Origin of the sequence: Streptomyces sp. NPDC059037, from assembly GCF_042740015.1 — a bacterium.
GTDB lineage: Bacteria > Actinomycetota > Actinomycetes > Streptomycetales > Streptomycetaceae > Streptomyces.
In genome coordinates, this window is the sequence record NZ_JBHYIG010000003.1 from 17697 (window position 1) to 32290 (window position 14594).

At 68.8% G+C, this 14594-nt stretch carries 12 protein-coding genes, 3 tRNA genes and 1 pseudogene; 6 read left to right on the forward strand and 10 right to left on the reverse strand.

The window, feature by feature from the left end; translation table 11 throughout:
* Together ACFWY6_RS01200 and ACFWY6_RS01205 are read right to left on the reverse strand one after the other, a co-directional pair.
* Positions 1-1135 (reverse strand): FGGY-family carbohydrate kinase (locus ACFWY6_RS01200; RefSeq protein ID WP_384684818.1); only part of this gene is annotated, 1135 nt, incomplete at its 3' end.
* A 61-nt stretch (positions 1136-1196) separates the two neighbouring features.
* Positions 1197-1502 (reverse strand): YtxH domain-containing protein, encoded by a 306-nt coding sequence (locus tag ACFWY6_RS01205; protein ID WP_384684821.1) that lies wholly within the window; start codon positions 1500-1502, stop codon positions 1197-1199.
* Between the two features lie 136 nt (positions 1503-1638).
* Between ACFWY6_RS01205 and ACFWY6_RS01210 the strand changes: the two genes are divergently transcribed.
* The 3 genes from ACFWY6_RS01210 to ACFWY6_RS01220 all read left to right on the forward strand — a co-directional run bounded on the left by ACFWY6_RS01210 (position 1639) and on the right by ACFWY6_RS01220 (position 2037).
* Positions 1639-1711 (forward strand) — tRNA-Asn (locus ACFWY6_RS01210).
* 5 nt (positions 1712-1716) lie between these two features.
* A tRNA-Asn gene (locus ACFWY6_RS01215) sits at positions 1717-1789 on the forward strand.
* A gap of 174 nt (positions 1790-1963) precedes the next feature.
* Positions 1964-2037: transfer RNA gene (locus ACFWY6_RS01220), tRNA-Ile, on the forward strand.
* A 151-nt stretch (positions 2038-2188) separates the two neighbouring features.
* Here ACFWY6_RS01220 and ACFWY6_RS01225 read toward each other — a convergent pair.
* Complete coding sequence (locus ACFWY6_RS01225) at positions 2189-4078, reverse strand: tyrosine-type recombinase/integrase (protein WP_384684824.1); 1890 nt, start codon at positions 4076-4078, stop codon at positions 2189-2191.
* A 521-nt stretch (positions 4079-4599) separates the two neighbouring features.
* Here ACFWY6_RS01225 and ACFWY6_RS01230 point away from each other — a divergent pair.
* On the forward strand, positions 4600-5601 hold the full coding sequence (locus tag ACFWY6_RS01230; protein ID WP_384684827.1) for a recombinase family protein: 1002 nt from the start codon (positions 4600-4602) through the stop codon (positions 5599-5601).
* Here the strand turns inward: ACFWY6_RS01230 and ACFWY6_RS01235 are convergent.
* From ACFWY6_RS01235 to ACFWY6_RS01255, 5 genes and pseudogenes are all read right to left on the reverse strand, one after another.
* Positions 5592-6608 carry a cytochrome P450 gene (locus ACFWY6_RS01235; protein ID WP_384684830.1) on the reverse strand — a complete coding sequence of 339 codons (1017 nt, stop codon included), beginning with the start codon at positions 6606-6608 and terminating at the stop codon, positions 5592-5594. The two genes, ACFWY6_RS01230 and ACFWY6_RS01235, sit on opposite strands and share 10 nt — an antisense overlap.
* Positions 6609-6790: 182 nt before the next feature.
* A complete protein-coding gene (locus tag ACFWY6_RS01240; RefSeq protein ID WP_384684833.1) occupies positions 6791-8038 on the reverse strand; it encodes an MAB_1171c family putative transporter in 1248 nt (415 codons plus the stop codon).
* A 7-nt stretch (positions 8039-8045) separates the two neighbouring features.
* Positions 8046-8690, reverse strand: coding sequence for an ImmA/IrrE family metallo-endopeptidase (locus ACFWY6_RS01245; RefSeq protein WP_384684836.1), 645 nt, complete (start codon positions 8688-8690; stop codon positions 8046-8048).
* Positions 8611-9120 (reverse strand): helix-turn-helix domain-containing protein, encoded by a 510-nt coding sequence (locus tag ACFWY6_RS01250; RefSeq protein ID WP_384684839.1) that lies wholly within the window; start codon positions 9118-9120, stop codon positions 8611-8613. Before ACFWY6_RS01250 ends, ACFWY6_RS01245 begins: the two co-directional genes overlap by 80 nt.
* Before the next feature lie 765 nt (positions 9121-9885).
* Positions 9886-10845: pseudogene (locus ACFWY6_RS01255) on the reverse strand (BTAD domain-containing putative transcriptional regulator); the annotation flags it as partial.
* A gap of 325 nt (positions 10846-11170) precedes the next feature.
* Here ACFWY6_RS01255 and ACFWY6_RS01260 point away from each other — a divergent pair.
* Positions 11171-12049: an alpha/beta fold hydrolase gene (locus ACFWY6_RS01260; protein ID WP_384684842.1), complete on the forward strand. Its 879-nt coding sequence runs from the start codon at positions 11171-11173 to the stop codon at positions 12047-12049.
* A gap of 25 nt (positions 12050-12074) precedes the next feature.
* Here the strand turns inward: ACFWY6_RS01260 and ACFWY6_RS01265 are convergent, their stop codons facing one another.
* Both ACFWY6_RS01265 and ACFWY6_RS01270 read right to left on the reverse strand, forming a co-directional pair.
* Complete coding sequence (locus ACFWY6_RS01265) at positions 12075-12437, reverse strand: DUF952 domain-containing protein (protein WP_384684845.1); 363 nt, start codon at positions 12435-12437, stop codon at positions 12075-12077.
* 107 nt (positions 12438-12544) lie between these two features.
* On the reverse strand, positions 12545-13378 hold the full coding sequence (locus ACFWY6_RS01270) for a LysR family transcriptional regulator (RefSeq protein WP_384684848.1): 834 nt from the start codon (positions 13376-13378) through the stop codon (positions 12545-12547).
* A 172-nt stretch (positions 13379-13550) separates the two neighbouring features.
* Between ACFWY6_RS01270 and ACFWY6_RS01275 the strand changes: the two genes are divergently transcribed.
* Positions 13551-14441: an NAD(P)H-binding protein gene (locus tag ACFWY6_RS01275; RefSeq protein WP_384684851.1), complete on the forward strand. Its 891-nt coding sequence runs from the start codon at positions 13551-13553 to the stop codon at positions 14439-14441.
* The last annotated feature ends 153 nt before the right edge of the window (positions 14442-14594 follow it).

Here is a 14594-nt window from a genome sequence, read left to right on the forward strand (position 1 = left end):
GCCGGCGCCGCCGGCGCCCCGCGCCCCCCCCCCCGCCCCCAACCCCCCCGCGGGGGCCCCCCCCATTTGGCGCGGCCCCCCTCGACTCCCGCCGAAGCCCGGTCAGGGTGCCCGCGGCGTGCGGCAGATTCGGCGTCTTCTCACCCTCCAGATACGGCAGGAGTACGAGCCCGTGCGCGCCCGGCGTCGACTTCATGGCCAGATCGGAGAGCCCCTCGAGGTCGGCAACCCCCAGCATCTCGGCGGCGCCCCGCAGCACCCGCACCGCGTTGAGCGTGTGCACCACCGGCAGATGCATTCCTGTGGCATCGGCCAGCGACGTGATGGTCCCACTCGCATCGACCAGCGCCTCGTGGTGCACGGCCATCACCGACCCCGACGCCCCCAACGAGACGACCGCGTCGCCCTGTTGGACCCCGAGCCCAAAGGCGGCGGCCATCGTCTCGCCCGTACCGGCAGAGATCAGCAGCCCTTCGGGGGTCGTCCCCGCGGCCTCGGCGGGGCCGATCACCTCGGGCAGCATCACCTGGTGCCCGAGCGCGAGCTCGACGAGATCCGGTCGGTACGTCCCCGACGCCGCCGACCAGTAGCCGGTCCCGGAGGCCCCGCCGCGGTCGGTCGTGCGCCGCGCGGGACGGCCCAGGAGCTGCCACACCAGCCAGTCGTGCGCCTGCATCAGCGCGGCGACGCGCTGCGCCGCCTCCGGCTCGGTCCGCGCCAGCCAGCGCAGCTTCGTCACGGGCTGCGCCGCCTGCGGCACACACCCGACGGCCTGCGCCCAGGCCTCGCGGCTGCCGAACCCGTCGATCAGATCGGCGGCGGCGACCTGCGCCCGCCGGTCGTTGCCGACCAGCGCGGGCCGCACGGTGTTGCCGTGCTGGTCCAGGGCGACGAGGGCGTTCTGCTGCGCGGCGACGCCGATGGCCTGCACGCCCTCGAGCAGCCCACCGCCCGCCGCCTCGCCGAGCGAGAGCAGCCAGGCCTGCGGATCGACGTCCGAAGGCCGCCCTCCGCTCTCGGTGTTCTCCAGCGGATGCGGGGCATGGCCCTGCCTGAGTACGGCGCCCGTGTCCGCGTCACAGACCACGATGCGCGTGAAATCGGGCGAACTGTCCAGCCCAGCGACTATCCCCATGCGGGAATTCTGCCGCACCGCGCACCGTGTCCCGTACCGCAGGCCCCAGCCGGCCCTCCGGCTAGGTGTTGCTCGTGCCCCAGTCGTCCTCGGCCGGGGCGGACTGCCCGCGCTCGCGCAGCGACCGCACCCGGTCGGCCACCGATTCGGGCACCCGGTCGCCGACCTTCTCGGACACCGAGTGGAAGGCCTTGCCCGCCACATCGCGTCCTTGCTGCGTCGCGGACTCGACGGTGTTGCGCACGGCCGGGTTCTGCGCGAACTCGCGAGCCGACTTCTTCAGCTGCTCGTAACGTTCGCGTCCGGCCCTGGTCCCGAGCACGTACCCGAGAGCCAGTCCCGCCACGAAAGTGAGCCGGTAGCGCATGGCTGCCACCCTTCCCTTGCGTCGGAGGGGGATACCGATTGGCGGAGCACCCCCCTGCTTGCGCTAATGTATGTGTCGCAGCGAGCGAACGCCGCCCGGGAATCCCCAGGTAGGTGACATCGTTGCGACGAGACGATCCCCTGTAGCTCAATTGGCAGAGCAGCCGGCTGTTAACCGGCAGGTTACTGGTTCGAGTCCAGTCGGGGGAGCTCGGTCTCCTGTAGCTCAATTGGCAGAGCAGCCGGCTGTTAACCGGCAGGTTACTGGTTCGAGTCCAGTCGGGAGAGCTGTGAGAAGGGCCCCTGAGTTTCCCTCGGGGGTCCTTTTTCGTGCCCGGTGGAACCAAGCGGGCAGCACTGTGGTCCTCATGGTCGAGTGATGCCGACCATCCGAAGCAGGAGATCGTATGAGCGGCTATGCTGCGGCAGACGGCGCGCACAAATGTGCGCGACGCGCCGTTAGGGGCGGTAGCTCAGCCGGTTAGAGCAGCGGACTCATAATCCGTCGGCCGTGGGTTCGAGTCCCACCCGCCCCACCTCAGCGGGTCCGGACAGAATCGTTCCGACCTGCGCGAACGTGCCCGGTAGGGCCGCCATGCAAACCGTGGCGGCCCTTCCTTCACTCTCGGACCATGATCCAGTGGACACGCAGTGGACGCGGGAACGATTCAGTGGACAGAAGCGCCCTCACGCCGCCTTCCGACGCCGGTTCGGAGCCCCGCGGACGGCACGGGATGCGGCGGGCGGCAGGCCCGTCGGCAGAGCCCAGCCGTCGATGCCCGGGGACTCGGAGCGGGCGATCGTGAAGCGCGTGAGGGAGAAGTCCGTGCGCTGCTCCTCCGGGTACCGGTCGTTGAAGTTCTCCACCCGCACCAGTTCCAGGTCGTTGGTGGTGCAGTGATCCCGTATCCACTTCACGGCCGCGTTGGCGGCGTCCTCTTGGCCCCGCCCGGCCAGGGTGATCATGCCGAGGAGAGCAGAGTCGGGTTGGGCCTGTACTCCGACGGCCCAGGTGTCACTTGACTGTCGTGCCCCGTGGGCGAAGAAGACGGAGATGTCGTTCCGCCAGGCCGTCTCGGGGATCGACAGCGGGGTGCGCACCTCGAAGGGGATGTCGCGGGGAACGACGGCCATGACCGACTCGGCCTCGGCCCGCATCATCTCGGGCAGCACGCTGGTGTAGGTGTCGGAGGTGATCTGGCGCGAGGAGTGGCCCAGCTTCTCCTGGACCACCTTGATGTCGTGGCCTGCGAGCAGGGACAGGGTGGCGGCGAGGTGTCGCAGGTCGTGCAGGCGGACTGGAGGTAGGCCGGACAGTTCCACGAGGCGGGTGAAGCGTCGGGATATCCAGTCGGGGTGGAGCTCCTCGCCGTTCTCGTGCGTCCACACGCGGCCGCTCTCGACGTAGGCGGCGCCCCACTCCTGGCGCTTCTGGTCCTGCTTGGCGCGGAAGCTGACGAGGTTGTCGCCGGACTCCAGGCTCAGGGAGAGGGTGCGGACGCTGTCGGCCTTTGGTGCTTCGCCGTACAGCTTGTAGGCGACCTCCACGATCTGTTGGGAGATCCGCAGCCAGAGGGCGTCGGTGCTGACCTCGGTCCAGGGCAGTGCGGCCATCTCGCCGCGGCGGGGTCCGAGGAAGATGAAGCTGTGCCACAGCTCGTAGAGCCAGTCGTCCTGGGCGAAGTCCAGGAACTGGCCGGTCAGCTCCGGGGTCCAGACCATGACGGGGCCGGGCTTCTCGCCGGTGCGCTTCCAGTGCTCGACGCGCTCAGGCGTCCAGACGAGCGGCTTGGGCCGGGTGACGGGCGGCAGCTCCACGAGCTGTGCCCAGTTCCTGGTGAACGCCTGCTCGCGCTTGATACCCCAGGAGAGAGCAGAGCTGAGGGTGTCGTTGATGCGGTGCATGGTGGCGGCGGAGGTGATCTTCCGCAGCCCCTTCTTGCCCTCGCGGAGGGCAGAGTTCGCGTCGAGGAAGGCTCGGCGGGCGGCGCGGCGCTCCTCCTTCTTGGCGTAGCCCGCCGTCTTCACCCAGGCTTGGTGCGCGTCGTCGCGGTCCTTCTGGAGCTGATCGACGCGCAGACGGTGGAGGACCCGCTCGGCGTTCTCCTTCTCGATCGCGTCGTACATCTTGTCGAGGTGGCGGACTTTGAGGTCGCGTCGCTTGATGTGGCCGAGGTGAGGGAGCAGGTAGTTGGTGATGTGCTCCTCGTAGCCGTGGCGGGTGGTGCGGGCCAGTGACTTCTTGGCCTTGATCCACCGGAGGAAGAAGTCTCCGCACTTCTCGTCGGACAGCACGTCGGTGCCGGCCGAGGCGGCGTCGTACAGCTCCTTCGCCTTCTTCTTGGCATCGTCCAGCTTCGTGAAGCCGCCACGGCGGACACGTGCACGCTTGCCGCCCTCGCCGGGTTCGGCCTCGAAGTAGAACGCCCAGGTTCCGTGCCCCTTACCCAGCTTGGGGCACGTCGAGCCTATGGAGCCGATCTTGGGGTTGCCGTCCGCGTCGAGGACCGGCTTGCCGCCCTTGTCCTTGAGTGGCCCCTTGCACTGGCACCGCCGGTAGTAGCTCGGCGAGAACATCCGACCCCCTGCTGCTGACTGGCGCGTAGCCAGTCGTGCTCGTGCGTACGCTTCCGTACGTGTCTGGCGTGATCGTTCTCAATCCTGCTGGGGCTGTCGGACACTGCTGTAAGGTCAGTTGCAAGTTGGCGCGGGGGAGATTGCGACCAGCGACATGACTGCTCAGGAAGCGGGCGGCCAGGCTCCGACCGGAGCCATGAGCCTGGATGAGCTGCTGGCTCTTCCTGCCACGGTGAACGTGACAACTGCCGGGCGTGCTCTGGGAATTGGGCGGGACAAGGCGTATGCACTGATACGCGTGGGTGACTTCCCTGTGCGGACGTTGCCACTGGGTGGAACGGTCCGTGTGCCGACGGCCGAGCTGTGGCGCGTCCTCGGTGTAGACCAAGGCCGGGGAGTAGTAGGCGTAACTGAACGTGCCTAGAAGTGCACTTTGAGGTGTTCGTTTGATTAGGCAAGAGTGTGACCTATCTTCGGTAGAATCAAACCGGTAAGGGGGTCGGTTTAGGAGGGGCGAGAGAATGCCGCGGCTGTATGGCTTTGAGGACATGGCGTACCGGCGGGTGCGCGAGATTGAGGCGGAAGGGATCCGCGGTGCCGCCTCCCGGCGACTGCTCCAGCAGACCTTCGAAGCCATCGTGGAGTGGATGTGGGATGCGGGGTACCGCACGACTCGCGGAGGCCGCTTCAGGCCCGCGGTGCTTGCCTCTGTCCTCTACCACCCAGCCATCGCCGGTTTGGAAGAGAACGAGGACGGCGAGTTGGTCGAGACCGGCGGCCCGCAGATCATCCCCGTTGAAGACTTCCTTGCCATCCGTGCCATGCGTCCCTCTAACAACCCGAACACCCAGCGAGCTGATCAGCGCGAGTACCTGATCTCTGGCCACTTGGGTGTCTGTGGACTGTGTGCCTACTCGCTTGGATCCTCGCCGTCCGGCAGCGGAACCCGCGGCTATCGCTGCTCGCCGAGCACAGCGCAGCATCCGGGCGGGTGCGGCAAGATCCGCGTCAAGGCCGACCTGCTGGAAAACTACGTGGCCGAGCACGTTCTCGCGGAGATGGCCAAGCCAGAGGTATCTGCCCTGATTGGGCTGGCGCGCGATGAACTGCTCGCCGAAGCCGCGAAGCTACGGAAGACAGCAGCCTCTGCTCGTCGTCGGCAGAAGCGTCTGGGCGAGAGCTATGCGCAGTCCCAGGACTTGTCGCTCAAGGCGTTCAGGTCGGCGGACAAGAAGCTGACAGAGCTGATCCGCGAGAGCACGACGCAGGCCCGGTTCCTGGAGCAGGTCAAGCACGTTCCGGTGGGGGACGTCCCGGATTTGGTCCGATGGTGGAAGCATGCCCCGCTGGTTTCGAAGAAGGGTGTCCTGGCCCTCTTCCTGGACCAGGTGGCCGTCTATCCGGCAGCGTCCAGGGGCTCTCGCACCGTGGATGCCGACCGCGTAGCCCTCCGCTGGCGCGTGTGGGGTTCCACTTCGTTGGCGGAGGAGGACGAGGTCCCGGCGGCGCCTGCTCAGCCATGAGCCGACCGAAGTTGTAGCGGGAGCCGTCGAAGAGCACGTGACCGCCAGGATGAGCGCCACTCCAGCTCGTCCGCGCGTACGGCCAGCCTCAAGTGCGGGAATCGCTCCAGCAGCACGCCGAGCCCGATCTGAATCTCGGCGCGAGCCAGGGAAGCACCGAGGCAGTAGTGCAGTCCCTGGCCGAGCGCCAGGTGGGTCTTGTCCTTCCTGTGGATCTCGAAGCGGTCTGCAGCCGGGTATCGAGCAGGATCTCGGTGGGCAGCGGCGAGACAGAGCATGACTGTGTCGCCCTTCGGGATCTGTACGCCGCCGATCTCGATGATTTCCGTAGCAAAGCGGCGGATAGCCATCTGGTTGGGGTGGGCGTAGCGGAGCAGTTCCTCGACAGCTGAGGGCAGCAGGCCTGGGTTGGAGCGGATCTCCGCGAGTTGGTCAGGGTGGCGCAGCAGGGTCAGTAGTCCCGCGCTGATGAGGTGTTGCACGTTCTCGACGCCAGCCATGAGGATCAGAAAGGCCAGGGATACGAGTTCGTCTTCGCTGAGGCGGTCCCCCTCGTCGCGGGCCGAGATGAGCGCAGAAAGGAGGTCGTCTCCGGGGCTCCGCCGACGGTTTTCGACGAGGCCCCCAAGGAACGCGTGTATGGCGCTCACGGCGTCGCGAATCTGTCCGGGATGTTCAGGCGTGAACATGTTCCGGACCCATGCAGCGAAGGGGCGACGGTCAGATTCAGGGACTGCGAGTAGGTCGCTGATGACCGTCAGCGGCAGAGGGATGGCGAAGTCGGCGACTACATCGCCTTGTTCGTTCGAGGAGAGGGTGTCAGCAAGTCTGTTCGCTGCGTCTCGGATCGTTGAGCGCAGACCTTCTACTCGACGGGGCGTGAATCCGTGGGCAACGAGACGACGCAAGCGTGCATGGTCGCCTTCATCGAGGTTCAGGAGGTTGGCGTCCAGGGCCCGGGGCAGAGTGAACCCCTTGTATCCGGTTCCTGAGTGAGCCTTGTTCACAGAGAGACGTGGATCGGTGAGTCCGGCTCGCACACAGGCTTCGTCGAGTACGAGCCAGACCGGTGCACCATCGGGGAGCGCAACGCGATGAACGGATCCGGTAGCTCGCATCCGTGCATACGCCGGGTAGGGATCTGTGAGGAGCGCGCTGTCGAATGGGCGCGGAAGGCCAGTTGATTTGCTCATGCCGTGCCTTCCGGTCGCGAGGCTGGGGCCGCTGCCGAGATGGGTGTGGCACAGGTATGGGCGGAGCCCTTGAAGGCTCTCGTCAGTTTGCGGCGGAAGACTGACTCGGCAGAGGCCGCGGCTTTGAAGGCTCGAGCCAGCCTCCGCTGGAACTCCAGTTCAGCAGCCAGATCCTGGGGTTCAGCGACTCTGGGGCAGGGGGCATGTGTATGCGGCTGGGCGGACAGCTTCTTGGCTCGGAGCGCGTATCGGAGCTGCTCTGCCTCCACAGCGGCGGCGAGATTGGCCCCTTCGAGCCCAATCGACTGCGACCTGCACCGCATTTCTGCTTCGTGCTCGACCGTCATCCATGTACGCAGTGCCCACTGGGCGTCGCGAACTTCGACCATGAGCCGGTACAGCCGAGTTCGGAGGTCGACGTGATTGTCCAGGGCCAAGATGGTCTCAGGAACAGCCGCGGTCACCGCTCTGTGGAGTGATGCCAGCTCCCTGTACGCGCGCCAGTCGTCGACTCGCTGCCACGCCGCACTCAGGGTCGGCCCCCAGTCGGGCACCGTCCATCCGGCGGTCTTGATGATGGTGGCGACGGTCACCGCGATCTGTGCAACGGGCTCCCAACCGTGCCCACTTGTACCGAACTGGCCGGCGATGATGTCTGCAAGGCGACACCCGCCGTAGATCATCGCGAAGGGAAGGGTCAGCGCGATCAAGTACAACCCGCGCTTGAGCCACGGCGTGGGAGCGACCTTCGCGCATCGCCACCCCAAGATGCCTACGTCGATCTGGTTCGCGATGTACCCGAGCAAGTAGACGCCGAGGTAGGCGGGGTAGTACTGAGCTTTGGCCAGTGCAAAGTCATCCGGTCGCTCGCCGAGGCTTGTGGCTGAGGCGAACAAGGTGATCATGGCGGCCAGAACCAGACCGAGGCCGATGAGTCGAGGACGGGCTTTGCGCCAGGCATCCTCTGCATTGTGCGTGAGGTGGAGTAGCACCAGCTGTTGGCAGGCTGCCGAGAGGATCACGGCTGATTGCGTCAGTAGTCCTGAGAAGTTCGTGATGCCGACGGCGCTGCTGACGGCGGCCCAGACCACGGGTGTCGAGACGGTGAAGGTCACGAACATAAGGAAGAAGTTGCCGATCAGAGCCACTTGGGCTGGAGAACGGTCGTTGCGCAGGACGCGGAGCTTGAACAGCAGCGCGATGAGGGAAACCGAGGCAACTATCGGATACAGGAAGTCGTTCATCTCGCTGCTATCGCCGTGGGGGTTCGAGTACGGATAGACGCTCTACCAGGGCCTGGGCGTCTGGGGGGACGTGCCAGGTGCGCTGGGGGGCCCAGTTACTGACCTGGCGTCCGATGAGGGAGCCCGTGTACTCGGCCTCATCCTCATCCTCCGTCTGCGAGTGATCCCGGCAGAGCACGCGTTTCACCAGGTCTGGAGACAGCGAAGGCAGCAGCTTCTGGATCACCGAGACAGGAAGTGGGTGTGACCCCTGGTGGCCGCAGATGAGGTGCCCGACTTCGTGAAAGAACACCTGCCGCCGATGCACGGGTGCAAGGCGCTGCTCCAGGACGATGAAGTCCTGTGTGCCCGTCTCGACCAGCAGGCCATCGGGACACCCGTCCGGTAGCGGGACCGTGACGACGTCCAAGGGGTGGCGGCGGCTTTGGGCCAGGTGTTCGCAGAGTGCGGGGATGGTGAGGTCTTTGCCGTTCGGAAGGTTGAGGTCCCTCACGCGCTCAGCGCAGCGCAGGCGTAGGTTCTTCTCTTCTCCGCCGGGTATCCGCCGGCCTGGTGCTCTTGCCATGATCTGGCTAACTGCCGCTTTCGTGTGGGGGCGTGGGGGGTTGGGCGGACGGTAGCTCCTGCAGTGCATCTCGCGCCTTGGCGGCATCGCTGAGGATGCCGCTCAGCAGTTGAGTGAGCTCTTCAACGGAGGCTGGGGGCAGATCCGTGGGGGCAGAGGTCCGTAGCGCCACACCCTGGACCTTGTGCTTGCGCATCTCTGCGAGCGTCGCCAGCTCGGCGTTGACCTGTCGAAAGACCACGTCGTCGATGAAGTAGCCCGGCCGGGGAATTCCGAGGCTGTGAGACAGCTTCACGAGTGTTTCCAGCGTGACATTGGCGCCCTCTGCGGACTCCAGCTGGGCCAGCGTCCGTTGTGACACTCCAGACCGTTCAGCCAGCACAGCGAGGGTGAACGGACCTTCAGGGTGATGCTGCCTGATGTGACGCAGGCGCGTAGCGACTGCGTGCTTGGACTCCTGGATCAGGTCGTCGCACGACGACTGCCCTGGGCCGCCAATGTCTCTGTCTTCGGTCATCAGTCCCGGCCTGTTCGATCTTCCACGTGCATGCACTACGTTGCACCATCGTTGCAGCAAAGTGCAAGACTGGATAGGGTCGGTGACTGTCCGTAAGGCTCGGGGGAGCGAGGAGGCGAGCGTACTGTTCGGGGAAGCCCTCCGGTTGCAAGATCACCCGTATGGTCAACATCAAGTTATAGGCCAGCAGTTGAACAACAGTGCACGTCAACGGCGTGGGCGCCGTGGAGGGGTTGTGGAGGTGCACGGCGACGGCATTCCGCAGCTTGCGGTGTGCGAGGCGGAGGGGTTGACCGTGACGACGGGGCGGCAGAGACCTGGCGGCGTAGCCCCCATCGGGGATGCAGGTGAGGGGGGGGCTCGACGTGGAGAGGATCGCTCGCCTCGCACTTGAGGCTCCACGCGTCGTTCGGAGGGGTAAGGGGGAGGTCCCGGCGGAAGCGCGTGCCGCAGTCCACGAGTTGGCAATGTTGGCCCGGCGCCGGGGGGAGTTCGCTGACGGCTGGGAGGTGGGGCGTGACCGCTAGCCTCTCCTCCGGGTCGACCGGTTTCAAGAGATAGGTGACATTAATGAACACGTGTTGTACGTTCTGATGGCCGGGCGGGTGCAGCAGCCGCAGGACCCCGCGTCGGCGGCGTTGCGCGAGCGTGACGCCCTTCCCTGCTCCTCACCGGGTGGTCGACCCCCCGCGCCCTGCCCGGTGAGGAGTCGGGGGGCCGGGGGGCCCGGGGGGGGGGGGTGGGGCGGCACGCCCCCGGGGGGGGGGGCCCCGGGGCGGCCCGGGCCGCGCCCCGCGCGCCCGGGGGGGGCGCGCGCCCCCCCCCCCCCCCCCCGCCTCCGGTCACCGCCAGGTCCCGCATCAGACCGGCCGTGGATTCCAGACGGGCGCGGGAGCGTGCGGGCACCACGTTCTCGTACGCCGCTGCCGCCTGGGCCCAGACCTGGGCCGCCGTTCCGCCGGGGCCCGGGTCCAGATGGTCCTCCTGGCGCAGCATGTCCGCTTCGAGGCGGCGCAGCCGCGGGCCCGGGTCCACCCCGAGGTGTTCGCCGAGCATGCGCCGTGCGCGGCGGACCACGGACAGCGCGTCGGCCTGGCGTCCCGACCGGTACAGGGCCGTCGCGAGCAGATGCCAGGCGTCTTCGCGCCACGGGTGGTCGGCGACATGGGCGTCGAGGTCCGGCACCGCCTCGGCGGCCGCGCCCAGGGCGATCCTGCCCTCGGCGCGGCGCTCGACGGCGTGCAGGCGCAGTTCGGTGAGCCGGGAGCGCTCGGCGCGGGCCCACGGCTCGTCCGCGAAGTCGGCGTAGGCGGGACCGCGCCAGGTCGCGAGCGCGTCGGTGAGCCGGGCCACGAGCCGCCCCGGCGGGAGTTCGGCGGCGGACTCGACGTCTTTCTCGAACCGCCAGGCGTCGACGTCATCGGGGGCCGCCCGCAGCGCATATCCCGGTCCCTCGGTGACGAGCAGGCGGGCCGGCGCCCGGGGCGGCCTGTCCGGTTCGATCGCGCGGCGCAGACCGGCGACGAACGTCCTGATCGTGCCGACCGCGTCCGCAGGGGGCTCCTCCCACAGGTCTTCCACCAGGCGCGCGACCGGGACGACGCGCCGCCGGGCCACGATGAGCCGGGCGAGGACCGCCCGGTGCCTCGGCCCCTTGAGCGGGACGGCCGCGCCGTCCTCGTCCCAGGCAGCGACGGGGCCGAGCACCCCGAAGTCCACGTGCACGTCCCGCCCGTCCTTCCGTCCCACGCTGTGCTTCGCCGGCCGGCCCGAGGAAAGAGGAACGATCCGGTGGGCCGGTCGGGGTCGGCGATCCCGGCACGGGTGCGCCGCACGGCATCCGGCACGGCCCGCACCTGCCTCGGCCCGCCGACCTCAACGTACAGCGCGTTCATCGGCTGCTCATCGAGGCCCCGCAGGCTTGACCCATCGCCTGACCGGGACACATCCGGGACACCGACCATGTTCGGGACACCGGACACATTCGGGACACCGGACAACTTCCGGACACCGACCGGCGAGACCCCTCCGCATCGAAATGAGCGCAGCCATGGAACCCACCATCGACGGATTCGACCGCCACCGCGTGCCGGTGGCCGACGGCGTCACCCTGACCGCGGCGGTCGGCGGTTCGGGCCCGCCGGTCGTCCTGCTGCACGGTTTCCCGCAGACGCACCTGATGTGGCGCCATGTCGCCGCCGACCTCGCCGCCGATCACACCGTCGTCTGCCCCGACCTGCGCGGCTACGGCGACAGCGACAAGCCCGTGGAGGACGGCCCCGACACCTACTCCAAGCGGACCATGGCAGGTGACGTCGTCGCCCTGGCGAAGAGCCTCGGGCACGACCGCTTCGCCCTGGCCGGGCACGACCGGGGAGCGCTGGTGGCCTTCCGTGCGGGGCTCGACCATCCGGACGTGATCACCCATCTGGCCTGCCTCGACGTGCTGCCCACCCTCGACATGTGGGAGGCCCTGCACGGCACGGCCGCGGCCGTCGGCTTTCATCTGTACCTCATGGCCCAGCCGGCCGGACTGCCCGAGAAGATGATCGCCGCCTGCGCGGACGAGTTCTTCGGTCATTTCCTCGACGTGTGGGCCCATGACGCCGATGCCGTCCCTGGTGAAATCCGCGCGGCTTATCTGCGGGCCTGCCGCGACGCCGTGCCCTCCATCGTCGCGGACTACCGCGCTTCGGCGGGCGTCGACGTCGACCACGACCGGGCGGACCGCGCGGCGGGCAACCGGCTGACCATGCCCGTGACGGTCCTCCAGCAGGACTGGGGCGCCGCACTCGGCTTCGAGGCGGCGGCGCTGTGGGGAGCGTGGGCGGCCGACCTGCGCCACTCCACCGTTTCGTGCGGGCACTTCATGGCGGAGGAGGCGCCCGCCGACATCGCCAAGGCCCTGCGGGACCTGCTGGCCCGCTGACCGTCGGCGGGGCTCGCCGCGTGTGTCAGCTCGCCTGCTTCAACCCCCTGGCCGAGCCCTCCTCGTCCCATTCGACCTCCAGGATCCGCTCGACGGCGTCACGGTTGACGGGCCCGAACACATGGGGGAACAGGGTGTCTTCGGCGACACCGGGCGGCGGAGCGGGGGCCGCCGCCTCGTGTTCCACCCGGGCGGTGAGACGGTCCTCGTCGAGGCAGAGCACCAGCAGCGGCCGCGGCGCGCTCCGGTAGAAGGCGTTGACGACGGCCAGAGTTGTCGGCTCGTCAGGGGAGCAGTGGACGAACCCTTCCTCCGCGAGCGAAGCGGGGGCGTACGGGCGGTCGGGCTGGGCGCTCCACTCGCTGAGCGGCACGGCGTGGTAGATCATGCGCCGGTTATACCGCAGCGGTCATGACAAGGGGGTCCCGCGCCATGACAGGAGGGTCCCGCGCCATGACAAGGGGGTCCCGCGCAGGCCCGCCGGCGCTGCCGCACTCACCCCTGGCCCGCCTCCGCCACGGACGTGGCGGCGCGGACGAGTGCCGCCACGTCCGTCGAGCGGGACTGCTGCGGCCAGGCGACGGCGAGGACCGCGGGCGGTGCGTCCGTGACCGGCCGGTAGACGACACCGGGGCGTGGGTAGCGGTCGGCCACCGAGACGGGGAACAAGGGAGTGACGTCGCCAAGGCCGACGAGGGTGAGGAGTTGGGCGAGGTCGTGGCCCCTGCCGCGGGTCTCGTCGATGAAGCGGTGCACATCGCCGGGGCGCAGGCCGAGATCGGCGAGTGCCACCTGGTCCTTGCCGGCGAGCGGGTGCGTGGCGGCGAGTGCCACGACACGCGGTTCGGCGACCAGTGCCTCGCTGTCCACGCCGGTGCGGTCGAAGGGCTCGTGCACCAGGGCCACGTCGGCTTCCCCCTGACGCAGGAGCCGCGGCTGTTCGTGCCAGGCGCACAGCCGGACGGCGACGGGCACGGCCGCGGGATCGGATGCGTGACGTTCCAGGATCGGCTCCAGGAGTCCCGCGTCCCCGTCCGCCTTGACGGCCAGGACCAGCTTCGGCTCCGGGGAGGCCGCGCGCTGCGCCCGGCGGGCGGCGGCCCGCAGGGCGTCGAGGGCGATCCTCGCCTCGGCGAGCAGCACCGTCCCTGCCGGGGTCAGCGTCACGCTGTGGGTGGTCCGCTCGAGGAGGGTGACGCCAAGGTCCGCCTCAAGCCGGCGGATGGCGCGGGACAGGGGCGGCGGGGAGATGCCGAGGCGCTCCGCGGCGCGGGCGAAGTTGAGCTCCTCGGCGACGGCGACGAAGTAGCTCAGCGGGCGCGACTCCACGCTCTCCCCCTCCGGTCGGTATTGCCCTGAGGGTAACAAGCGGGAGCTGATCGGTCCTTCAGTTCGGGCGCGCGAGGCAGCAGGCTCGACGACATCCGGCGAAGCAGCCGCCGAAGCCTCCTCAAGCACCACCTGCCATCTCCAACTCGACGTATCCCTATGGGAGTTGTTCATGATCGTCATCACCACCCCGACCGGGCAGATCGGCCGCCAGGTCCTCGACCGCCTCCTCGACGCCCCCGAAGGCACCCCGCCGATCCGGGTGATCGCCCGCGACCCCGCCCGTCTCTCCGAGCGGGCGCGCGAACACGTCGACGTCGTACGGGGATCGCATGCCGACCCGGCCGTCCTGAAGGAGGCGTGCGCGGGCGCCGACCGCCTGTTCTGGCTGGTGCCCCCGACGCCTGGGGCCGCCAGTGTCGAGGGCCACTTCCGCGACTTCACCGAGCCGCTGCGCGAGGTGACCGGGCACCAGGGTGTCGAGCGGGTCGTCGGCGTCTCGACCCTGGGCCGCGGAGTGGCGAAGAACGCCGGGCAGATCTCGGCGTCGCTCGCCGCGGACGAGGCGATCTCCGCGATGGGCGCGCACTACCGGGCGCTGTGCCCGCCGTTCCTGATGGAGAACCTGCTGGGCCAGGCCGAATCGGTCCGCGCGACGGGAACGCTCCGCCTGGCGCTGGCTCCGGACCGTGTCCTGCGCACCTGCGCCACCCGCGACATCGCCGCCACGGCGGCCCGGCTGCTGCTCGACACCTCCTGGACCGGGCAGGCCGACGTCCCGCTGGTCGGCCCCGACGACCTGTCCCCCGAGGCCATGGCGCAGGTCGTCGCCGAGGTCATCGGCCGTCCGGTGCGCGCGCAGCAGACCACCGGCGCGGACTACAAGGCGACGATGATGCGCTTCGGGGCGAGCGAGGCCTGGGCGCAGGGCCTTGCCGACATGACGGATTCCCTGAACGACCAGGGCTACTACGGCGCCACCGCGCCGAGCACTCCCGAGAACGCGCCCACGACCTTCCGTCAGTGGTGCGCTGAGGTACTCGCGCCGGCAGTCGCCGATTGACCTTCCCCTCAAGGGCGTTGGAACGTTCGAGGATGACGACAGCCATCGCGCATCTCAGCGATCCGCACCTCACGACCGGCCCCCCGCGGGGGTTGCCCCCCCGGGCCGCGACCCGGGCGCGGGGCCCGGGCGCGCCCGGCGCCCCCCCCCCCC